The organism is Thauera terpenica 58Eu (assembly GCF_000443165.1).
In the GTDB taxonomy this organism is placed as follows: Bacteria; Pseudomonadota; Gammaproteobacteria; order Burkholderiales; family Rhodocyclaceae; genus Thauera; species Thauera terpenica.
This window is the reverse complement of the sequence record NZ_ATJV01000067.1, coordinates 1-20,813: the sequence shown is the minus strand read 5'-3', so window position 1 is coordinate 20,813 and position 20,813 is coordinate 1. Positions and strand designations below refer to the sequence as shown.

Below are 20,813 nucleotides of genomic sequence, written 5' to 3'. Positions count from 1 at the left end.
GGTGCGTTCCGCTTACGCGGCCTCCTTGATGAGTTCGTCTGCGAGCTGCGCACGCCAGGCGTGTTCGCTGCCTATGCATTGCCCGAGCTGGCGCGCACGGCGATAGAAGAGGTGGCAGTCCATCTCCCAGGTGAAGCCGATGCCGCCGTGCAGCTCTATGCCTTCCTCGGCGGCGACCACGAAGGCGCGGGTGGCGGAGACGCGCGCGGCCGCTGCCGCCCGGGGCAGTTCGGGCGCGTCGGAGGCCAGCGCCCAGGCGCCGTAATAGGCGTGCACGCGGGCGAGCTCGATGGTGGTATAGATGTCGGCCATCTTGTGCTTGAGAGCCTGGAAGCTGCCGATCTGGCGGCCGAAGGCCTTGCGCTCCAGGCTGTAATCGCGCGTGATCTCGAGTATGCGGGCTGCACCGCCCACCTGCTCGAAGGCGATCAGCACCGCCGCGCCATCGAGCACGCGGGTGGCGACAGTGCTGGCATCGGCGCAGGTGAGCGCTTCGGCAGGTGTGTGGTCGAAGTGGATCTCGGCCAGCGGGCGGGTGGGGTCCAGGCTGGGCAGGGCCTTGCGGCTGACGCCGGTGGCGCTGAGATCGACCAGCACCAGCGTGTCGCTGAGCCCATCCTCCGCCCCCGCTTTGACCCGCAGCACGGCCAGACCGGCGATGCCGCCATCGCTCAGCGCCGGGCTGCTGCCGCTGAGGGTCTCGCCATCGAAGCGCAGCGGGGCAGTTGCGGCCTTGCGATAGCGCTCGCGGCTGCCCAGCGCCGCGGTGGCGACGAGCTTGCCAGTCGCGATCTGCGGTAGCCAGTGCTGTTTCTGCGCTGCGCTGCCGGCGCGCAGGATGGCTTCGGCGGCGAGGTAAAAGCTCGACGCCAGCGGCACCGCGGCGAGGTGGCGGCCGGCTTCTTCGGCCACCAGACAGAGCGCGAGATAGCCCAGGCCGCTGCCGCCGTATTGCTCGGGAATCGCCGCCGCGGCGGCGCCCATGTCGATGAGGTTGCGCCATGCGGCGTCGGAATGCGTCGCCCGGCCTTCCAGCACTTCGCGTACCGCCTGCGAGGTGCTGGTCTCGGCCAGCATGGTGCGCACCGCATCCTGCAGCAGGCGCTGATCGTCGGAAAAGTCGAAGTTCATGCGGTGCTCCCTGGTGCGCCGGCGCTGTCCATGGTGTCGGGAACAGCGTCGGCATTGCCTTGGGTGGCGGCGGGATTGGCGCTCAGCGCGCCGCCGCCGGCGGGGTGACGCGATTTGCGCCGTAGAAGGTCTGGCCTTGTGCCGCCATGTCGCGCAGCAGTTGCGGTGCGGCGTAGTGCGTGCCGTAGCACGCAGCCAGGCGCTCGCATTCGGCAACGACCGCGCCGAGGCCTATCGTGTCCATCATCGAGAACGGTCCGCCCAGATAGGCCGGGAAGCCCACACCGAGGATGGAGCCGACATCGCCGTCAGCCGGATCGATCAGCACGCCCTCGGCCATGGCTTTGGCGGCGTCCACGAGCTGAGCGTAGAGCATGCGTGTCTTGATTTCATCGACGTTGGGCTGCTCGGCCAGCGGCGGGAACAGTTCGGCCAGGCCAGGCCACAGCGTCTTGCTGCCGTCGGCGGCGTAGTCGAAGAAGCCCTTGCCGTTCTTGCGTCCGTGACGACCCAGTTCGCCGGCGAGCTTTTCCACCAGCAGGAAAGTGGGCGTGGGTTTGAAGGCCGCACCTTCATCCTTCTTGCGCTGCTGGCTGGCGTGGTAGGCGGTGTCCAGACCGATTTCGTCGGAGACGGTGAGCGGGCCGATCGGGATGCCGGCCATCTTCGCGGCGTTCTCGATCAGGGCGGGATTGATGCCCTCGGTGACCATGGCCAGACTTTCGTTGATGTAGGCACCGATGAAACGGCTGGTGAAGAAGCCGGGGCCGTCATTGACCACGATCGGGGTCTTCTTCATCGCCTGCGCCAGATCGAGCGCGCGCGCCAAAGTCGCCGGCGAAGTCTTGCGCCCGCGCACGATCTCGACCAGCGGCATGCGCTCGACCGGCGAGAAGAAGTGCATGCCGATGAAGTTCTCCGGGTGGGCACCGGCTTCGGCCAGTTCGCTGATCGGCAGCGCCGAGGTGTTGGAGGCGATCACCGCGTTCGGCGCGAGCACGGCGTCGAGCTTGCGTGTGATCTCGGCCTTGAGCGCGCGGTCCTCGAATACCGCTTCCACCACCAGCTCGACATCGGCCAGCGCGGCGTAGTCGGTGCCGGGGTGGATGCGGGCGAGGATGGCGTCGGCCTTGTCCTGGGTGCTGCGGCCCTTGCTGATGTCCCGCTCCAGCCGCTTGCTGGCATAGGCCTTGCCTTTGTCGGCGGCGGCCTGGTCGCGGTCGATGAGCACGGTTTCGATGCCCAGCCTGGCGCAGTGGTAGGCGATGCCCGCGCCCATCAGGCCCGCACCAATGACGCCGATCTTGCGGAAGCTCGTTTTCGGCACGCCCTCGGGGCGATGCATGAGCTTGTCCGCCTTGCCCTTGTTGATGAAGAGGGTGCGGATCATGTTGCGTGACACCGGGTCGAGCTGGAGCTGGGTGAAATATTTCGATTCCACCGCCAGCGCCTTGTCCATCGGCAGCTGCGGACCTTCGTACAGGCAGGACAGGATGGCCTTGGGTGCGGGCAGGTTGTGGAAAGTCTTCGCCTGCAGCATGGCGTTGCTGACCACCAGCATCTGCGCGACCGCGGGTGAGGACGGGCCGGCGCCGCCGGGGACCTTGTAGCCTTTCTTGTCCCAGGGCTGCACCGCGTCGCCTTCCTCGACGAGCCAGCGCCGTGCCTCGCTCAACAGCTGGTCGGCAGGCACGATCTTGTGGATCAGCCCCATCTTCAGCGCCTTTTCTGGCGACAGCGCCTGGCCTTCCAGCACCACCGCCATCGCGGCCTGGATGCCGATCAGACGCGGCACGCGCTGGGTGCCACCGCCGCCCGGCAGCAGGCCGACCTGCACTTCGGGCAGGCCGAGCTGGATGCCTTTCGCGTCCGACACCACGCGGTAGTGGCAGGCGAGGGCGATCTCGGTGCCGCCGCCCAGCGCCGTGCCGTTGATGGCGCAGGCCACCGGCTTGCCGCAGGTCTCCATGCGCCGCAGCAGCTTGGACAGTGAGGCGTTGCGCGCCAGGCGCTCGGCCAGCGGCAATTCGTCGGCCTGATCGAGCGTGGCTTCCATCTGCTTGAGGTCGGCGCCGGCGGCGAACACCGGCTTGCCCGAGGTGAAGATGGCGCCCTTGATGGCGTCGTCGGTGGCGAGGCGCTCGACTGCCGCTCCCATCTCGTCCATGAACTTCATGTCCATGGTGTTCATCGCGCTGTCGCTGCGATCGAAGAGCAGGGTGGCGATGCCCTCAGCGTCCACCGAGATGTGAATGACTTCAGTCATGACTATCGATTCCTTGGTGTGTTCCGGTGGCGCTCAGACGAGCTCGATGATGGTGGCGGTGCCCATGCCGGCGGCTTCGCACAGCGTGACCAGGCCGGTGCCGACCTGACGGCGTTCCATCTCGTCGAGCAGGGTGCCGAGGATCATGGCGCCGGTGGCGCCCAGCGGATGGCCCATGGCGATGGCACCGCCATTGACGTTGATGCGCTCGTGCGGCACGTCCAGGCGCTCCATCAGGCACAACACCACCGAGGAGAAGGCCTCGTTGAGTTCCCACAGGCCGATGTCGGCGGCGTTCATGCCGGCTTTCTTGAGCGCCTTCTGCGCGGCGAAGCTGGGGGCGTCGAGCATCAGCGTGGGCTCGGAGCCGACGGTGGCTACAGAGCGGATGCGGGCGCGCGGCTTGAGCCCGGCACGCACGCCGGCTTCGGCATTGCCCACCAGCACGGCGGCGGCGCCATCGACGATGCCCGAGCTGTTGCCGGCGTGGTGCATGTGTTCGATGGCCTCGAGCTGCGGGTATTTCAGCAGCGCCACGCCGTCAAAGCCGTATTGCGTGCCCATGTCGAGGAAGGCGGGTTTGAGGGCGGTGAGCGACTCCAGCGTGGTGCCGGGGCGGATGGCCTCGTCCTGGCTCAGCAGCGGCAGGCCGAGCACGTCCTTGACCGCCACCACCGAGCGCGCGAACCAGCCATTCGCCCACGCTTGTGCAGCGCGGCGCTGGCTTTCCACCGCGTAGGCGTCGCATTGTTCGCGGCTGAAGCCGTGCAGGGTGGCGAGCAGGTCGGCGCTCACGCCCTGCATGGTGAAGTACATCTTGAAGGCGACCTGCGGGTCGAGCGCCATGGCGCCGCCGTCGCTGCCCATGGGCACGCGCGACATGCTCTCCACACCGCCGCCGATCGCCATGTCGATCTGGCCCGAGCCCACCTTGGCGGCGGCGAAGTTCACCGCTTCCAGGCCTGAGCCGCAGTAGCGATTGAGCTGTACGCCGGGTACTTCGTGGTCGAAGCCGGCGACCAGCGCGGCGACACGGGCGATGTTGCCACCCTGTTCGCCGACCGGCACCACGCAGCCGAGCAGCACGTCCTCGATCAGGCTGCTGTCGAGCTGGTTGCGCTCGCGCACCGCTTGCAGCATCTGCGCGGCCAGTTGCACAGGGGTGACTTCACTCAGTGCTCCGTCGGCACGGCCCTTGCCGCGCGGGCTGCGCACGTGGTCATAGATGTAGACGTCCGTCATGAATGTCCTTTGCTGTATTCGAAGTTCAGGAAGAGCGCGCCTGCCGGGGCTTTGTCTCATGCAGTCCGCGGACCGCGCTCGCGGCGCGACAGGCAGCTTGACCAGATCAATCCTAGGGCAAGGACGAAGTGCCCATGAAAATATGAGGAGTAAACCGAACAGCTTCAGGTTAAGATCGGCAAGATGTTGAATATGCTGATATTTTATTCGATTAAACAAACTGAACAAGCGCGCGCTCAGGGCGACTTCAGCGGCGTCCGGAACAGTGTGGGTTCTGGTTGCAGCGAGCCTGTGTCCCTGTGTGTGGGCTGGGCGCGTTTCTGGGAGGCATCATGAGCGAACACCCTGATGACGCTGACACGTCCCGTGCTGGGCGCAGTGCAACACGACGGCGCAAGTCTGCGGTGGTGCGGCGCGAGCACCCCGCGGCGACGCGCGCCGTGCCCATGCAGGCGCGTGCGCGCTTCACGGTCGAAGCCATCATCGAGGCCGCAGGCGAGATCCTGCGCACCCAAGGTGTGGATGCGGTGAGTACGCGCAACGTCGCCGCGCGCGCCGGGGTTTCGGTGGGCGCGGTGTATCAGTACTTCCCCAACAAGGAAGCGATTCTGGTCGAGATCAGCAAGCGCATCATGGACGAGGAGTCGGTAGCCGCCTCGCCCGAGCTTTTTCGCCTGCACCGGCAGTCACTGGACGAGCTGCTGCAGGCCTTGTTCCGGCGCACAGTGGATACCGAGACGCGCCTGCTGGCGCTGGGCAAGGACTTCTACCGACGCTATGCGCGCCACATGCAGTTCGGGCGTGCGCAAGGGCTGGGGCGCGGAGAACGTACCTCCGAGCAGCTGGTGGCGAACATGGAGCGTCTGCTGCAACAACATGTCGAGGTGGTGGGCGAAAAGGACACCGAGCTCGCGGCCTTCATGCTGGTGCGTGGCATGCGCATCATGCTGGCGACGCTGGTCGAAGAGCGCCCGGAGCTGATCGATTCACCCGCGCTGGTGCCCATGCTGGTGCGCATCGCACGTGCGATGACGGATCCTCGACCAGCGGACGACACGTCAGACTGAGGTTGTGCAAAGACTCTGCCCAATCGGGTCAGCTCCGTGGGACAGACGGAACAAGGGCGCCAAACGTGTTTGGCGCCCTTGTTCCGGTCAGCGCGACCGTGGGCCGCGCTCATGCATCAAGCGCTTGCTCAGGTCCGGGCGGGGGCGTTTTCGCGACCGACTCCCAGCCAGCAAGCCAGCGCGGGCAGCAGGAAGATCGCACCCAGCACGTTCACCAGGAACATGAAGGCCAGCAAGACGCCCATGTCGGCCTGGAACTTGAGCGCGGAGAAGGCCCAGGTGCCAACGCCGATCCCCATCGTCACGGCGGTGAATACTGCGGCCGTGCCGCGCTGGCGCATGGCTTCGTAGAAGGCCTGGCGCAGTCCATAGCCGTGCTCGGCCATGTCGTGCTGCATGCGCTCATAGATATAGATGCCGTAGTCGACGCCCACGCCCACGCCCAGCGCGATCACCGGCAGGGTGGCCACCTTGAGACCGATGCCCAGCAAGGCCATCAACGCGTTGCACATGATCGTCACCAGCATGAGCGGGATGATCACGCACACCACCGCACGCCAGGAGCGGAAGGTCACCCAGCACAGCAGCGAGATCGACGCGAAGATCGACGCCAGCATCTGCACTTCGGCCTTTTCCACCGCCTCATTGGTGGCGGCGGCGACGCCTGCATTGCCCCCCGCGAGGCGGAAGACGACGTTCGGCGTCTTGTCTTCGTCGATGAAGCGTTGCACCTCGTCGACCACGTGCTTCAGGGTCGGACCCTGGTGATCGGTCAGGTAGATGGCGATGTGGATGGTCTTGCAGCCGTGCGAGTTGAGGCCGTTTTCGGGGTTGGCGGCGCGGCCGCCGGTGCGCAGGGCGGCTTCCGTACGCTGCAGGGCTGCCCAGCGCGGATTGGCCTCGTTATTGCCTGCTGCGTAGAGCTTGGCCATGCCGGCCACGGTGCTCACTGACTGCACGCCATCGACGCCGCGCATGCGCAGGTCGAAGCGCTCCACCGCATTCATCACCGGCCAGTTCAGGCAGGCTTCCTCAAGGTTCGAGGTCTCGGCATACACCGACAGCACATCCATGCCGATCGAGTAATTGCTGATGATCTTGTCGTTGTCCTTGTTGTAGCGCGAGTCAGCGTGCAGCTCGGGCACGCCGCTGCCGATGTCGCCGGTCTGCAACTGGCGCGAGAAGTAGGTCGCAGCGCCCAGCAACACCAGCATGACGGCGAAGGTCACGAGCGCAGGCTTGGGTTCGGCAAGCGCTGAGATCGTCCACCAGGTGCGGTGCTTTTCCCTGGTGTCCGCCGCCTGGTTGAGGGCCATCTTCTCGAGGCGCAGGTGGGACAGGATGATGGGCATGAACATCTTGTTGGTCATGATCATCAGCGCCACGCCAAGGCAGGCGGTGAGGCCGAGTTCATGCACGATCGGGATGTCGATGAGCATGATCACCATGAAGCCGAAGGCGTTGGCGAGCAAGGCCATGATGCCGGGGATGGCGAGCTTGCGGAACGCCCCTTCGGCGGCTTCCATGGCGGTCTCACCGGCGAGCACATCCTGCTTCCAGGCGTTGGTCATCTGCACCGCATGCGAGACCCCGATCGAGAAGATGAGGAAGGGCACCAGCACCGACATCGGGTCGATGCCATAGCCGATCAACGGCAGGATGCCCAGCAGCCAGATCACCGGCAGCAGTGCCACGGCGATGGCGAGCACGGTGAGCTTGAACGAGCGCGAATACAGCCACAGCAGCAAGGAGGTGATGACGAAGGCGACGAGGAAGAACATCACCACCGTAAACAAGCCCTCCATCACGTCACCCATGACCTTGGCGAAGCCGACGATCTGGATGTCGATGTGCTCGTTGGCAAACTCGGCGCGGATCGCTTCGAGCTTTTTCGCCACTCCAGCGTAGTCGAGCTTCTCGCCGGTTTCGGGGTTGATCTCGAGCAGATCGGCCTGGACCAGTGCGGATTTCAGATCGTTTGCGACCAGGCGCCCGACCACGCCCGACTTGGCGACGTTGGCGCGTACCAGGTTGAGACCGGCCTCGTTGGTCTCGAATTTGGCGGGAATGACCACGTCACCGTTGAAGCCTTGCTCGGTGACTTCGATGAAGCGCACGTTGGGAGTGAAGATCGAGCGCACGCTGGCACGGTTGACGCCGGGGGTGAAGAACACCTCGTCGTTGACCCTGCGCAGCACGGGCAGGAATTCAGCGTTGTAGATGTCGCCTTCACCCTTCCATTGCACGCTGACGAGCACGCGGTTCGCGCCCGAAAAGGTGCTGGAGTGCTCGAGGAAGGCCGCCATGTACTTGTGCTTGAGCGGAATCAGCTTGTTGAAGCCGGGGTCAAGGCGGGTGTCGAGCGCCGAGTAACCGAGGCCGAGGGTGAGCAGCATGAAGAACAGACCGAGCGGCTTGCGCCACTTGATGAGCATGCGTGCGAGGACGGCAACGATAGCGTCCGTCCGGGTGATGGTGTGGGCTGCGGTCATCAAACGGCTCCGTCGGTCTTGGTCGGGTTGGCGGGGGCTCGGATCTGCAGGCCGCCGTCGCTTGAAAGGATCCAGCGCCCGTCACTGCCGATGACGATGTCGGTCAGGCTTGCGCGGCCTTCACGCTGCACGATGGCCAGGGTCCGGCCGCCGTCCGTGCTCGACAGCACGATGCCGCCCTGGCCGACGAGGAGTAGTTCGCCATTGGCGAGTACGGCATGGCCATACAGGGAGATGGGGGCGGGGACCTTGGTTTCCTGCCAGGAGAGGCCGTCGTCCGCGCTGGTGAATACGTGACCGCGCATGCCATAGGTGACCCAGTGCCCGGCGCCGAGGCTGACGGCGCCGTACAGCGAGCCGTTGTAAAAGGGCTCGATGGTTTCCCAGTTCTGTCCGCCGTCCGCCGAGCGCAGCGCGGTGCCAGCCTCACCGACGATCAGCCAGTGCTGGCCATCGGCCGAGGAGGAGATGTCGTTCAGGTGCCAGTCGGTGAGGCCGGGGAGGCTGTCGGCCTGCCAGCTTTTTGCGTTGTCGGTTGAGCGCAGCACCTGACCGAAGGCGCCGAGAGCAAGCCAGTCGCCTGATGGCAGGCGGGCTGCTGACATCAGGGGTTCGCCGTTGGATTCACTGAAGTTGGTTTCCGTCCAGTTCAGGCCGCCGTCTTCGGTGCGCAGGATCCAGCCTTCATGGCCGAGTGCCAGGCCGAGCTGGTCGTCGACAAAGATGATGCGCGTGATCAGCGCCTGGCGCGCGTTGGAGAGCGTGGCGGCTTTCCAGGTCCTGCCCTCATCGGCAGACACCAGAATCGAGCCGAGTTCGCCGGCGACGATCAGGCCCGCCTTGCTGCGTTCTATGGTGGTGAGCTGCATGCGGTCTACAGGAATGGAAGAGTCCTGCAGTGGCAGCACATGCCTGGGGGAAAAAGAATAAATGCTGGCAGCTATGACAATTAATGCCATGGCCATGCCGACGGGCACGCGCATGGAACGTCTCCTGTGTTGTTCTCGATGCCGTCCACGCGGGATGGCTTGGTGTGTGCATTATTGGCGCGTGGCCGGTGGGAGCATCGTCCAAAAGGGTTACGGCTGTCGCCGAGGTGATGAGTGCGTGCCGTCCCGGTCGAGTGCACGGGGTGGTGCCGCCCACCTATAGGGAGCAGCGCTCGTGAGTGTCAGAGAGTCCTTTAGACTCAGCCATTTACGCTAGTCCGTTCAGACGATGAGTCCCTTGGGTGCGTGTGGAATATTTCGTCCATCAAAACAGATGTCGCACCTGAAAACGCCTATTCTGGCGATCGCGGAGGATACGAACATGGGCGCAGTTGGAAAGGATCAGATTCTCGGCATGCAGGCCGAAGACTACATGACACCGGAAGCTGTTGATCTGGTGGCGCGGGCGAAGGCAATGGCACCCCGGCTGGCCGAGCGTGCGCGTGCCGCAGAGGCCGCAGGGAAGGTGCCGGTCGAGACCGTCAGGGAAATGAACGAGGCGGGCCTGTTTCGCGTCTTGCAGCCCAAGCGTTTCGGCGGTTACGAGCTTGATCCGCGGGTGTTTTACCGCGTGCAGATGGCGCTGGCCGAGGGCTGCATGTCCACGGCCTGGATCTACGGCGTGATCGGTGTTCACAATTGGCAGCTGCCGCTGTTCCCGGAGCAGGCGCAACAGGACGTGTGGGCGAACGACACTTCGGTGTTGATTGCCTCGACCTACATGCCTACCGGCAAGGCCGAAGCGGTCGAGGGCGGCTACCGCTTCTCCGGGCGCTGGGGTTTCTCGAGTGGGGTGGAGCACTGCGACTGGATTCTCCTTGGTGGGCTGCTGCCGAAGAAGGACGGTTCCGGCGCGCTGGAGCACACGACCTTCCTGCTGCCGAAGGCGGATTTCCGCATCGAGCACAACTGGGACGTGCTCGGTCTGCGCGCCACCGGTAGCCACGACATCGTCGTCGATGGCTGCTTCGTGCCGGCGCATCGTACCCACCGCACCAATGATCACAGCGACGCGGGTTGCCCCGGTCGGGTGACGAACCCGGGCTGGACCTACCGGATCCCCTTCACCCAGGTCTTCCAGCGCGCGGTGTCATCGGCGTGCATCGGCGCCCTGGATGGCGCGATCGCCAGCTTCCGCGAGCGTGCCGCTGCCCACGTCGGCAAGCACGGTGCGAAGACGGCCGAGGACGTCAATGCGCAGCAGGCGGTGTCCGAGTCCATGATGACCACCGACCAACTCAAGCTGGTGCTGTTCCGCAACTACGCACGCATCGTCGAGTGCGCAAAGACGGGTGAGCAGATGCCGGTGGAGGAGCGGCTGATGCAGCGTGCGCAGGCATCACAGGTGCCCAAGCTGTGCGCGACCGCAGTGAGCGAATTGATGCGCGCGTGTGCCGCCTCGGGGACTTACAAGACCAACCCGATCGAGCGTGCATTCCGCGACATTCACCAGGCGCGCGGCCACATTGCCAACAATACCGATGCCTATGCGCGTGCGCATGGCGCGGTGATGCTGGGCCTGCCCAACGGCGACCCTTACATCTGAGCGCCTCAACCGAAGGGAGACTTCGCTACATGACAAGCCAGCGCTATCACTCGCTGAAGGTCCAGGCGGTCATCGAGGAGACGCACGATGCAAAGTCGGTCGTCTTCGAGCTGCCGCCGGAGTTGGCCGCAACGTTCAAGTATCGTCCCGGCCAGTTCCTGACCCTGCGTTTGCCAGTGCTGGGTCGTCATCTGCCGCGCTGCTATTCGATGTCGAGCGCGCCCACGCTCGATGGCACGCTGCGTGTCACCGTCAAGCGCGTGGCGGGTGGGCGTGGCTCGAACTGGGTGTGCGATCAGGTGCGCCCCGGTGCCACGCTGGAGGTGCTGGCGCCGGCGGGGGTGTTTACGCCCGCCTCGCTGCAGGGAGACTTTTTACTGTGCGCAGGGGGCAGCGGCATCACGCCGGTGTTTTCCATCCTGCGCTCGGCCCTGGCTCACGGCCAGGGGCGAATCCGCTTGTTCTACGCGAATCGCGATGAGCGCTCGGTGATTTTCCGTGACGAACTCAATGCGCTCGCAGCCACCTATCCGGCCCGGCTGCAGGTCACGCACTGGCTCGATTCGGTGCAGGGTGTGCCGTCGGTGGTGCAGCTGGCCGAGTTTGCGCGCCCCTCTCTGGCCGCCCAGGCTTTCATCTGTGGGCCAGGCCCGTTCATGGATGCCATGGTGGCGGCGCTCGATCACGCAGGAATGGACAGCGAGCGCGTTCATGTCGAGCGCTTCGTGTCATTGCCCGACGAAGAGGATGTGGCGGCGATCAACGCCGCAGCGCCCGCGCCCACCGTCAGCATAGAGCGCGCTACGGTGGAAATGGAGCTCGACGGCGAAGTCCACGTGTTGAGCGTGGGCGGTGACGAGACCTTGCTCGATGCCGCGCTCAAGGCCGGCATCAATGCGCCGCATTCCTGTCAGGCCGGGATGTGCGCGTCCTGCATGTGTCAGGTGGTCGAAGGCGAGGTCCATCTGCGCCACAACGAAGTGCTCGATGCCAAGGACCTGGCCAAGCGCTGGACGCTGAGCTGTCAGGCCTTGCCGACGACCGAGCACGTGAAGGTGCGTTTCCCCAGCTGATTGAGTTGTTGGGGGCGCTCGCGCCGCCGCAGCTTGCGCACGCATGAATGTCGTGCAGCAGGCTGCGTGAGGTGCAGATCCTTGTTGGATGGCTGAAAAAACCGAATGGAGCTGGCCCACGCGGGCCCGCTCCGTTCGGTTTTTTTGCGTCTGCGCGGACTGTCCCTGCCGATTCACACTCCCCCCCTGAACGTTAGTCCCATCGGACGATGGCGTGGGGCGAGCCTTCTCATACCCTCGCTACGTGCAAAACGCTTGATGGCTGCGCTTGAATCAAGCCGTGCTCGCGCAAAACTTTGCGATCTAAAACCTGCGTTGGGAATGATCCCGCGCTCATGTTCGAGGAGAGATTTCATGGCAGCTCGTTTGCAAGGCAAGGTGGCATTCGTTACAGGTGGTGGCAGCGGCATCGGCGCGGCGACGGTGATGCGTTTTGCGCAGGAAGGCGCGACCGTGGTCATCTGTGGCCGTCGGCGTGAGCCGCTCGATGAGGTGGTTGCTGCGGTGACCGCTGCCGGTGGCAAGGCCGAGGCGGTGGTGGCGGATGTGAGCGACGAGGCCGGCTTCACCGCCGCGCTCGAGGCTGCGGCTCAGCGCCATGGTGGTCTGGATATCCTGGTCAACAACGCCATGGCCTACACCTGGGGCGGCATCGAGGACATGAGCACCGCCGACTGGCATGCCAACTTCAAGACCTCGGTGGACGGCACCTTCTGGGGTGTGCGTACGGCAATGCGGCTGATGAAGGCCAAGGGTGGCGCGATCGTGAATGTGTCCTCGATCTGCGGCTCGCTCGGCACGCCGTGGATGTCCGGCTACTCGGCGGCCAAGGCGGCGATCGACAACTTCTCGCGCGCTGCTGCCGCAGAAGGCGCAGCGCACGGCATCCGTGTCAACGTGGTCATTCCGGCGGTCGTCGAGACCCCGGCCACTGCCGGCATGCTGTCTGACGAGGCTTCGCGCAAGAACACCGAAAAGCTGATCCCGATGGGTCGTGTCGGTCAGCCCGAGGAGCTCGCCAATGCCATCCTGTTCCTCGCCAGTGATGAGGCGTCCTACATCACCGGCGCGAGTCTGCCGGTTGACGGTGGCCGCTCGGCGGTGCTGGTGACCGCGCTGTGAGTGGCGCCAGCGTGAAGCTGCCGCACTTGCTGAGCGCGGTGAAGTTCGGCGAGCTCGAACTCGCCAACCGCGTCGTGATGGCGCCGATGACACGCAACCGCGCTGATGCCGAGGGTGTGCCGGGCGCGACGATGGTGGAGTACTACGCGCAGCGCGCCGATTGCGGGCTGATCGTCGCCGAAGGTGCCTGGCCCAGCCGTGACGGACAGGCTTACTGCCGTCAGCCCGGCATCGCCACGGCGGCACAGATCGCGGGTTGGCGCGCGGTCACCGACGCGGTGCATGCACGCGGTGGCTGCATCGTGCTGCAGATCATGCATGCCGGGCGTATCGGCAGCCACCATGTGAAGGGCGAGGCGGCGCAAACCGTGTCGTCCTCGGCGATTCGTGCCAATGGCGAGCTGTTTACCGACGCTGCGGGCATGCAGCCCTACGACGCGCCGCGTGCGCTGAGCACTGAAGAGGTGCGTGGCGTGGTGGCCGAGCACCGTCAGGCGGCACTCAATGCGCGTGCTGCGGGCTTTGACGGCGTGGAGCTGCACTGCACCAGCGGCTATCTGCCCATGCAGTTCATGTGTTCGGGCACCAACGTGCGCACCGACGAGTACGGCGGCAGCGTCGACAACCGCGTCCGCTTTGCGGCCGAGTGCCTGCAGGCAATGGCGGAGGCGATCGGCCCGGGACGAGTGGGCTTTCGCTTCAATCCGGGCAACACCTACAACGACATCAGCGATGCGGATTCGGCGGCCACACATACCGAACTGGTGCGACGCGCGGCCGGCCTCGGTCTGGCGTATGCCCATGTGATGCGCTCGGCGGATCCCGAGATTGACGCCTTTGCGCTCGCGCGCAGCGGTTTCGGCGCTGGTCTCATCCTCAACGATGGCTTTGACGGTGACTCCGCCGAGGCCGCGATTGCCGGTGGCGTGGGCGAGGCGGTGTCCTTCGCCCGCCATTACATCGGCAATCCGGACCTCGTCGCTCGCCTGCGTGAGGGCGTCGAGCTTGCCCGCTTCAGTCGCAAGACGCTGTACACCGCCGGGGCAGAGGGTTATACCGACTATCCGGCGGCACAGGGAGTGAGCGCGTGATCTATTGGGAAGATGTTGCCCTCGACGTGCCGCGTGAGTCAGTGCAGAGCTATCTGCTCACCGCGGACAACATCAAGGGTTTCGCCTCCGAGTGGGATCCGTTTCCGCCGCATGTGGATGAGGCGGCTGCGGCGCGTTCGCCGATCGGTCAGTTGTTTGCCGCCGGCGTGCATCTGCTGTCGATCACCATCCGTCTCAGTCACACCGTCAAGAGCGAGGAAACCTCGACGATTGCCGGGCGTGGCTGGGACAAGCTGCGTTTTCGTCAGCCCGGCGTGGTGGGTGACGAGCTGCGCGTACGGATCACCCACATCGAGCGCCAGGCTGGCAGTCGCCCGGAACGTGGGGTGCTGATATCCCGTTTCGAGCTCTTCAATCAGCGCGCTGAAGTGCTCGTGAGTTTCGACAACAACGTGGTGATGTTGCGCCGCGAACCGGCGCCCGCCTGACGGGTGCCGTCCTCAGAACTGTTTGCAAGGAGAGTGTCTTGAAGATTCTTGTCCCGATAAAGCGGGTCGTCGACTACAACGTGAAGGTCAGGGTCAAGTCCGACCAGAGCGGTGTTGAGTTGGCCGGCGTGAAGATGTCGATCAATCCCTTTGACGAAATTGCGGTCGAAGAGGCCGTGCGTCTGCGCGAAGCAGGCACGGCAACGGAAGTGGTCGCGGTGAGCTGCGGCATCAGCGCGTCCCAGGAGACCCTGCGTAACGCGCTGGCGATGGGGGCGGATCGTGCCATTCTGGTCGAGACCGACGCCGAGCTGCAGCCGCTGGCAGTGGCCAAGCTGCTGCAGGCCGTGGCCGAGCGCGAGCAGCCGCAGATGGTGATCTGCGGCAAGCAGGCGATCGACGACGACGCCAACCAGACCGGCCAGATGCTGGCGGCGCTGATGGGCTGGCCGCAGGCCACCTTTGCCTCCAAGGTCGTGATCGACGGCGCGGTGGTGAGGGTGACGCGCGAGATCGACGGCGGGCTGGAGACGATCGAGCTGAAGATGCCGGCGCTGGTGACGGCCGACCTGCGGCTCAATGAGCCGCGTTATGCCACCCTGCCCAACATCATGAAGGCGAAGAAGAAGCCGCTGGAGGTGCTGGCCGCCGCCGAGCTGGGCGTCGACATCACGCCGCGCCTGCGTCACGTACGCCACGCCGAGCCGGCAGCACGCAAGGGTGGGGTGAAGGTGGCCGATGTGGCCGAGTTGGTGAACAAGCTTCGTAACGAAGCGAAGGTGATCTGAGGCGAATGATGAAGACACTGGTCATTGCAGAACACGACAACAGCCGTCTGGCGACGGCAACGCTCAATGCCGTAATGGCTGCGACGCGCTTCGAGGGCGAGATCGACGTGCTGCTTGCAGGGCATGGGTGCGAGGCCGCCGTGGCGCAGGCACAGACGCTTGCAGGGGTGACGCGCGTCCTCAAGGTGGAGGCGGCGCACTATGCCGAGCCGCTCGCCGAAAACCTGGCGGCGCTGGTGCAGCAGGTGGCCAGCACCGGCGGCTACCGTGCGGTGCTTTTTGGTGCATCGAGTTTTGGCAAGAATATCGCCCCGCGCGTGGCGGCGCTGCTCGACGTGGCCGCGGTTTCCGACGTGGTGGCGATCACCGCGCCGGGGCGCTATGAGCGCCCGATCTACGCCGGCAACGTGATGGTCAACATCGAGTCGGAGCAGGCTCTGGATGTGTTGACGGTGCGCACCACCGCTTTCGACGCTGTGGCCGAGGGTGGCAGCGCCGCGCTGGAAGAGCTCGCCGCGGGGCCGGACCTGGCGCTGTCGCGGGTGATCGGGCGCGAGCTGAGCAAGTCCGAGCGTCCGGAACTCGGCGCCGCCGCCATCGTCGTATCGGGTGGACGTGGCCTGGGCAGCGGGGAGAACTATCACGCCGTGCTGGAGCCGCTTGCCGATGCGCTTGGGGCGGCGCTGGGTGCTTCGCGTGCTGCAGTCGATGCGGGCTTTGTCCCGAATGACTATCAGGTCGGCCAGACGGGTAAGATCGTGGCTCCGGGGCTGTATGTTGCGGTCGGAATTTCCGGTGCGATTCAGCATCTGGCGGGCATGAAGGACTCGAAAGTGATCGTTGCGATCAACAAGGATCCGGATGCGCCCATTTTCCAGGTGGCGGATTATGGTCTCGTTGCCGACCTGTTCGAAGCGGTGCCGGCTCTGACCTCAAGCCTGTAAGTTGCCAGGGCGGGTCGCAGGGCCCGCTGAGCTGAAACTGAAGGGGGCTGGATTGAGCAAGATTGAAATGGAGCTGGAAGAGTACGACCGTATCGTGTCGGCGCTCTACGATGCGGCACTCGACAGTAGCCGCTGGGCTGAGGCTCTGGAAATGTTCCGCGACCTGTTCCAGGCCAATTTCGTCACCCTGATCCTGCGCAGCCCGGACGAGAGCAATCTGGGCATGATGATTGCCGTCGGGCTGGAGGGGGGCGATCGCGTCACCTACCTGCCTTACGGTCACACCGCCACGCCCTTCGTCAACCAGCTGCCGGATACGGTGTTTACCGTCGATGACCTGATGACGGAGGCCGAATGGCGGCGCATGCCCTACTACCTGCACTGGTGTGCGCCGGTCGATGTCTTTCACGTCATGGGCGCGGACATCCTGACCGCCGGTGCGGGCAAGCTGCGTTTTCGTCTCACGCGCAGCGAGACCGCGCCGAAATTCAACGCGCTCGATCGCGCGCGTTGCGAGGGCTTGTTGCCGCATCTGCGCCGCGCGCTGCATCTGCATAATCTGTTCGATCGCAGTGAGGCGCTGGGTGCGCTTTATTCTCGCGCCATGGGTCGACTTTCGGTCGGGACGGTGGTGCTTGACGAAAGCGGCAAGGTGATCGAGCAGAATCTGATCGCCCGCGATCTGCTGGCGGCCAATGATGGGCTGAAGCTGGTGGGCGGGCGGCTCGAGGCCTCCTATCCGAGCGACAATCGCGAGCTGCAGCTGTTGATCCGCAGTGCGTTTCCGCGCCATTCCGGTGCGCCCTTGACGGTGGCCTCGGCGATCTCGGTGTCGCGCCCGTCCGGGCAGGTCAGTCTGGGCGTGGTGGTCGAGCCTGTGCCCTCGCATGAGTGGGCAGAGGGCAAGGGGCAACCTGCGGCGGTGGTCTATATTCGTGATGCGACGGGCAAGTCGCTTGCCACCATCTCGGCGGCGAAGCAGCTCTTCAATCTCACGCCCGCAGAGACCGCGCTGGCGATGGAGCTGGCGAACGGGCTATCGCTCGAAGAGGCGGCTGAGGTACTCAATATTCGCCGTAACACCGCGCGCGCGCACCTGCGCTCGATCTTCTCCAAGACCGGGGTCAGACGTCAGACCGAGCTCGTGCGCATCATGCTGAACAGCGTCGCCGCGCTCAGCCGCAGCAACTGATCGGATTCATCGCCGGGCTTGGGCTTGTGCCAGCGCCCGGCCCCGCTTGTGTGCCGCTCAGCGCGCCTGCTGGCCCGTATACGCCCCCGCGCCGATCAGATATTTGCCCACGCGCACGACATAGGCGTGCTTGTTCTCCACCTTCAGGCTGATCGGGTTGCGCCAGGAGTAAAAGATGTCGCCTTCGCCCTTGTTCTTGGCGAGCGCGATCATGTCGCGGATGAAAGGCTTGCCGCTGGCATCGACAAAATCTCCCGCCTTGCGCCCTACCAGGCGTTGGCTGCCGCCGTGTGCGTACACTGTCTCGTCATCAAGGCCGACCACGAACACGTAAAGGTCGTCCTGGATGAATCCGCCGTCCAGGTTGTTGAAGCGCTCGAACGCGTCTTCGCCGTGTGTCTTGAGCTCATGGACGGCACGCCAGAGCATGGATTTCGCCAGCTCGAAGCTCGCTTCCGGCGTGTAGTAACCCACCACCAGGATGCGATCGCCCACGCGGCGATAGCTCGCGATCTTGGGTTCGCTCTTGCCGCGCATCGGGTTGAACCAGCGGTAATCGACGCGGCCGCTCGATTTCGTGTTGGCGCCTTCAAGAATATCGCGGATGAAGTGACGTCCATCGGAGTCGGTGAGCTCGCGTACGTTGCGGCCGATGAGCGAACTCGAAGTGCCTGCGCTGGCGAGGAAGTTGCCCGCGGTATCGATGACATAGACGTAGAGCTCGCCGTCCTGGAACTCCCCCGCCCGGCTCAGGCTGGCCAGGGCCGGGTCGCCCTGTTCGCGCAAATGGGCTTCGGCGCGATCGAGCAGCGCCTGCGTGCGCGCAGCTTCGCTGCTTGCAGACGCGGTGGCGGTGGCGGTGGAGGTGTCGGCGGCGTGAAGCGGGGTGCTCAGTGTGCTGACGCTCATCAAGACGGCGACAACGAGGGGTTTGAACGGTGTCATTGCACACGATCCTTATAAACAGGAGCCTGCGCCCGATTTTAGGGCGAGTGGCCACGAATGATGTTAGTCCGCCCGGACGATGCGGGGCGAGGGAGGCTGTCTTGATACTAGCGCATCATTGTTCTGCCCGTCTCGGGCATTCAGGGAGTTCTTCATGTCCGTTACCGTTGTCACCGGCTCAGCCTCGGGTATTGGCGCCGCCGTTTGCGAGCAGCTCAAGCAGGCAGGCCATCGCGTCATCGGCATTGACCGCCAGAACGCAGATATCGTTGCCGATCTGTCGACTGCCGCAGGTCGCAAGGCGGCAGTCGATGGCGCGCTGCAAGCTTGCGGCGGTACGCTCGACGGTCTCGTGTGCTGCGCCGGTCTCGGTCCCACCGCGCCTTCGTGCAGCGTGGTTGTAGCGGTGAATTATTTTGGCATGACCGAACTGGTCGAGGGCCTGGAGGCGGCGCTGGCGCAAGGCAGCAAGTCCGCGGTCACCCTCATTGGCTCGGTGGCATCGGTGCACCCGGGTCAGGACAAGGCCATGGTGGATGCGATGCTGGCCGGTGACGAGGCGGGTGCGCTGGCGCGCGCCAATGAGGTCGGCGTGGGGCAGGCGGCCTATGGCAGCTCCAAGTACGCCGTTGCTGTGTTTGCCCGCCGCAAGGCGCTCCAGTTCGGGCCGCGTGGTTTGCGCATCAACGTCGTGGCGCCCGGTGCGGTGGAGACGCCCTTGTTCCAGGCGTCGCTGGATGACCCGCGCTACGGAGAGGCCACACGCAAGTTCGTCGCCCCCGTGGGGCGTAGCAGCACGCCGCACGAGATTGCCAACGTCGTGCTCTTCCTGCAGTCCGAGCAGGCGAGCTTCGTGCACGGCACGGTGATATTCGTCGATGGTGGCATGGACGCGATGACCCGCACTGATCGCTTCTGAGTCCGCGGCGGTCTACGCCGACGACAGGTTTGTTGCATGGCCGGCCCTGAGAAGCCGGCTTTTTTGTGCCGAAGTGCGCTTGCGCGCGCGCTGCGGCGAAGCTTCACGATCGTCCGAACTGACGATGACAGCGCGCAGGCGGGTTTTAGACTGCAGGCAGGTTTTGCTCCCAGAGGAATGCGATGAACAAGGTGGCTTTCATTACCGGCGCCAGCCGGGGAATCGGGCGCGAGACGGCGCTGGCCTTTGCCCGCGCCGGATTCGATGTCGCAATCAGTGCGCGCACGCTCGAAGAGGGCGAAACCCACGCCCATGCGCTCACCCATGCCGACGGTCGTGCGCTGGCAGGCAGTCTGGCCGCCACCGCGCAGGCGGTGCGCGCGCTCGGACGCGAGGCCTTCGCGGTGCGCATGGATCTGCTCGACGAGCAGTCGGTGCGGGCGGCCGCGGCGGCGGTGCTGGAGCGTTTCGGGCGCGTCGATGTGCTGGTCAATAACGCCATCTACCAGGGTAAGGACCTCAATCTGCCCTTCATGTCGCTGGGTCTGGATACCTTGGAGCGCGTCTTCCAGGGCTATGTGATGGCGCCAGTGGTGCTGACCCAGAGCCTGTTGCCGGCGATGCTGGCACAGGGCGGTGGCACGGTGATCAACGTCAGCTCGGGCGCTGGCGAGAGCGATCCGCCGGTGGCGGCAGGCAAGGGTGGCTGGGGTTACGCCTATGGCGCGGGTAAGGCGGCGGTGTCGCGACTGTCGGGCATCCTCGCGGCAGAATTCGGTGAGCAGGGCATCCGTGCCTACACCATCAATCCGGGTGTGGTGACCACCGAGGCGCTGCGCGCAACCATTGGCGACAAGGGCGTCATCGCCATGCGCGGCGGCGTTGCGCCGCCCGAGGTGCCTGCTGCGGTGCTGTGCTGGCTGGCGACGGCGCCGGAAGCGGTGGCGTTTCAGCGTCGTACCATCCAGGCTCAGCCCTTCGCGCTCGAGCACGGCATCGTCCCTGACTGGCGTGAGCCTGCGGGTGCGCGCGTCTGAGCGCATCCCCACGGTCCGAGTACGTCCTCAGGGCCTGAGCGAATCCCTATTCGAACATTGGAGCATCACTTCTCATGAGCAACGAACGCGAATCAATGGAATTCGACGTGCTGATCGTCGGCGGCGGCCCGGGTGGGCTGGCGGCGGCGATCAAGCTCAAGCAACTGGCCGAAGCCAAGGGGCAGGAACTGTCGGTCTGTCTGATCGAGAAGGCGGCCGAGATCGGCGCCCACATCCTGTCGGGCGCGGTGATGGACCCGCAGGCGCTGACCGAGCTGATCCCGGACTGGAAGGAAAAGGGCGCACCGCTCAAGACCGCGGTGACCGAGGACAGGGTGCTGTTCCTGACCGAGAGCGGCGCACGCAAGACGCCCAACAGCTTGCTGCCGGATTGCCTGGAGAACCACGGCAGTTACATCGTGCGCCTGGGCAATGTGGTGAAGTGGCTGGGCGAGCAGGCCGAGGCGCTGGGCGTGGAGGTCTATCCGGGCTTTGCCGGCGCCGAGCTGCTGTATGACGA

The 20,813-nt window shown here is 65.1% G+C and carries 18 protein-coding genes; 12 read left to right on the top strand and 6 right to left on the bottom strand.

Features of this window, described 5'->3' with window-relative positions; translation table 11 throughout:
- Positions 1 to 12 precede the first annotated feature (12 nt).
- From M622_RS33210 to M622_RS33200, 3 genes are all read right to left on the bottom strand, one after another.
- Positions 13 to 1,131, bottom strand: a complete 1,119-nt coding sequence (locus M622_RS33210; protein WP_021249992.1) for an acyl-CoA dehydrogenase family protein — start codon at positions 1,129 to 1,131, stop codon at positions 13 to 15.
- 82 nt (positions 1,132 to 1,213) lie between these two features.
- Positions 1,214 to 3,397, bottom strand: coding sequence for an FAD-dependent oxidoreductase (locus M622_RS33205; protein ID WP_021249991.1), 2,184 nt, complete (start codon positions 3,395 to 3,397; stop codon positions 1,214 to 1,216).
- Positions 3,398 to 3,430: 33 nt separating this feature from the next.
- A complete protein-coding gene (locus M622_RS33200) occupies positions 3,431 to 4,639 on the bottom strand; it encodes an acetyl-CoA C-acetyltransferase (RefSeq protein ID WP_021249990.1) in 1,209 nt (402 codons plus the stop codon).
- Between the two features lie 332 nt (positions 4,640 to 4,971).
- Here M622_RS33200 and M622_RS33195 point away from each other — a divergent pair, with 332 nt between their 5' ends.
- Positions 4,972 to 5,706 (top strand): TetR/AcrR family transcriptional regulator, encoded by a 735-nt coding sequence (locus tag M622_RS33195; RefSeq protein ID WP_052028726.1) that lies wholly within the window; start codon positions 4,972 to 4,974, stop codon positions 5,704 to 5,706.
- A 128-nt stretch (positions 5,707 to 5,834) separates the two neighbouring features.
- Here M622_RS33195 and M622_RS33190 read toward each other — a convergent pair whose 3' ends face one another.
- The gene (locus M622_RS33190; protein ID WP_021249988.1) at positions 5,835 to 8,198 is read right to left on the bottom strand and encodes an efflux RND transporter permease subunit; all 2,364 of its coding nucleotides are present in this window, start codon (positions 8,196 to 8,198) and stop codon (positions 5,835 to 5,837) included.
- Positions 8,198 to 9,181, bottom strand: a complete 984-nt coding sequence (locus tag M622_RS33185; protein WP_031347129.1) for a WD40/YVTN/BNR-like repeat-containing protein — start codon at positions 9,179 to 9,181, stop codon at positions 8,198 to 8,200. Before M622_RS33185 ends, M622_RS33190 begins: the two co-directional genes overlap by 1 nt.
- 328 nt (positions 9,182 to 9,509) lie before the next feature.
- Between M622_RS33185 and M622_RS33180 the strand changes: the two genes are divergently transcribed.
- The 8 genes from M622_RS33180 (at position 9,510) to M622_RS33145 (ending at position 17,392) form a co-directional block, all read left to right on the top strand.
- Positions 9,510 to 10,733, top strand: coding sequence for an acyl-CoA dehydrogenase family protein (locus M622_RS33180; protein ID WP_031347126.1), 1,224 nt, complete (start codon positions 9,510 to 9,512; stop codon positions 10,731 to 10,733).
- A 29-nt stretch (positions 10,734 to 10,762) separates the two neighbouring features.
- Positions 10,763 to 11,806, top strand: a complete 1,044-nt coding sequence (locus tag M622_RS33175; protein WP_021249985.1) for a ferredoxin--NADP reductase — start codon at positions 10,763 to 10,765, stop codon at positions 11,804 to 11,806.
- A gap of 354 nt (positions 11,807 to 12,160) precedes the next feature.
- Complete coding sequence (locus tag M622_RS33170) at positions 12,161 to 12,928, top strand: SDR family NAD(P)-dependent oxidoreductase (RefSeq protein ID WP_021249984.1); 768 nt, start codon at positions 12,161 to 12,163, stop codon at positions 12,926 to 12,928.
- A gap of 11 nt (positions 12,929 to 12,939) precedes the next feature.
- Positions 12,940 to 14,019 (top strand): alkene reductase, encoded by a 1,080-nt coding sequence (locus M622_RS33165; protein ID WP_040831003.1) that lies wholly within the window; start codon positions 12,940 to 12,942, stop codon positions 14,017 to 14,019.
- Positions 14,016 to 14,468 (top strand): MaoC/PaaZ C-terminal domain-containing protein, encoded by a 453-nt coding sequence (locus M622_RS33160; RefSeq protein ID WP_021249982.1) that lies wholly within the window; start codon positions 14,016 to 14,018, stop codon positions 14,466 to 14,468. Before M622_RS33165 ends, M622_RS33160 begins: the two co-directional genes overlap by 4 nt.
- A 38-nt stretch (positions 14,469 to 14,506) precedes the next feature.
- Entirely contained in the window at positions 14,507 to 15,256 is a 750-nt protein-coding gene (locus M622_RS33155) for an electron transfer flavoprotein subunit beta/FixA family protein (RefSeq protein WP_021249981.1), read from the top strand.
- Positions 15,257 to 15,264: 8 nt separating this feature from the next.
- Positions 15,265 to 16,200, top strand: a complete 936-nt coding sequence (locus M622_RS33150) for an electron transfer flavoprotein subunit alpha/FixB family protein (RefSeq protein WP_031347123.1) — start codon at positions 15,265 to 15,267, stop codon at positions 16,198 to 16,200.
- Positions 16,201 to 16,252: 52 nt separating this feature from the next.
- Positions 16,253 to 17,392 (top strand): helix-turn-helix transcriptional regulator, encoded by a 1,140-nt coding sequence (locus M622_RS33145; protein WP_031347122.1) that lies wholly within the window; start codon positions 16,253 to 16,255, stop codon positions 17,390 to 17,392.
- Positions 17,393 to 17,449: 57 nt separating this feature from the next.
- Here the strand turns inward: M622_RS33145 and M622_RS33140 are convergent, their stop codons facing one another.
- Entirely contained in the window at positions 17,450 to 18,337 is an 888-nt protein-coding gene (locus M622_RS33140) for a cache domain-containing protein (protein ID WP_021249978.1), read from the bottom strand.
- Between the two features lie 154 nt (positions 18,338 to 18,491).
- Between M622_RS33140 and M622_RS33135 the strand changes: the two genes are divergently transcribed.
- The 3 genes from M622_RS33135 to M622_RS0120405 form a co-directional block, all read left to right on the top strand.
- A complete protein-coding gene (locus M622_RS33135; protein ID WP_021249977.1) occupies positions 18,492 to 19,256 on the top strand; it encodes an SDR family oxidoreductase in 765 nt (254 codons plus the stop codon).
- A gap of 182 nt (positions 19,257 to 19,438) precedes the next feature.
- Positions 19,439 to 20,293 (top strand): SDR family NAD(P)-dependent oxidoreductase, encoded by an 855-nt coding sequence (locus M622_RS33130; protein WP_021249976.1) that lies wholly within the window; start codon positions 19,439 to 19,441, stop codon positions 20,291 to 20,293.
- Positions 20,294 to 20,367: 74 nt separating this feature from the next.
- Positions 20,368 to 20,813 (top strand): NAD(P)/FAD-dependent oxidoreductase (locus M622_RS0120405; RefSeq protein WP_245543080.1); only part of this gene is annotated, 446 nt, incomplete at its 3' end.

Excerpts from the sequence above, each read along its gene's own strand:
- M622_RS33140 (WP_021249978.1), bottom strand. The coding sequence starts at position 18,337 with ATGACACCGTTCAAACCCCTCGTTGTCGCCGTCTTGATGAGCGTCAGC.
- M622_RS33130 (WP_021249976.1), top strand. The coding sequence starts at position 19,439 with ATGAACAAGGTGGCTTTCATTACCGGCGCCAGCCGGGGAATCGGGCGC.
- M622_RS33205 (WP_021249991.1), bottom strand. The coding sequence starts at position 3,397 with ATGACTGAAGTCATTCACATCTCGGTGGACGCTGAGGGCATCGCCACC.
- M622_RS33185 (WP_031347129.1), bottom strand. The coding sequence starts at position 9,181 with ATGCGCGTGCCCGTCGGCATGGCCATGGCATTAATTGTCATAGCTGCC.
- M622_RS33170 (WP_021249984.1), top strand. The coding sequence starts at position 12,161 with ATGGCAGCTCGTTTGCAAGGCAAGGTGGCATTCGTTACAGGTGGTGGC.
- M622_RS33175 (WP_021249985.1), top strand. The coding sequence starts at position 10,763 with ATGACAAGCCAGCGCTATCACTCGCTGAAGGTCCAGGCGGTCATCGAG.
- M622_RS33150 (WP_031347123.1), top strand. The coding sequence starts at position 15,265 with ATGAAGACACTGGTCATTGCAGAACACGACAACAGCCGTCTGGCGACG.
- M622_RS33180 (WP_031347126.1), top strand. The coding sequence starts at position 9,510 with ATGGGCGCAGTTGGAAAGGATCAGATTCTCGGCATGCAGGCCGAAGAC.
- M622_RS33190 (WP_021249988.1), bottom strand. The coding sequence starts at position 8,198 with ATGACCGCAGCCCACACCATCACCCGGACGGACGCTATCGTTGCCGTC.
- M622_RS33135 (WP_021249977.1), top strand. The coding sequence starts at position 18,492 with ATGTCCGTTACCGTTGTCACCGGCTCAGCCTCGGGTATTGGCGCCGCC.
- M622_RS33195 (WP_052028726.1), top strand. The coding sequence starts at position 4,972 with ATGAGCGAACACCCTGATGACGCTGACACGTCCCGTGCTGGGCGCAGT.
- M622_RS33200 (WP_021249990.1), bottom strand. The coding sequence starts at position 4,639 with ATGACGGACGTCTACATCTATGACCACGTGCGCAGCCCGCGCGGCAAG.
- M622_RS33210 (WP_021249992.1), bottom strand. The coding sequence starts at position 1,131 with ATGAACTTCGACTTTTCCGACGATCAGCGCCTGCTGCAGGATGCGGTG.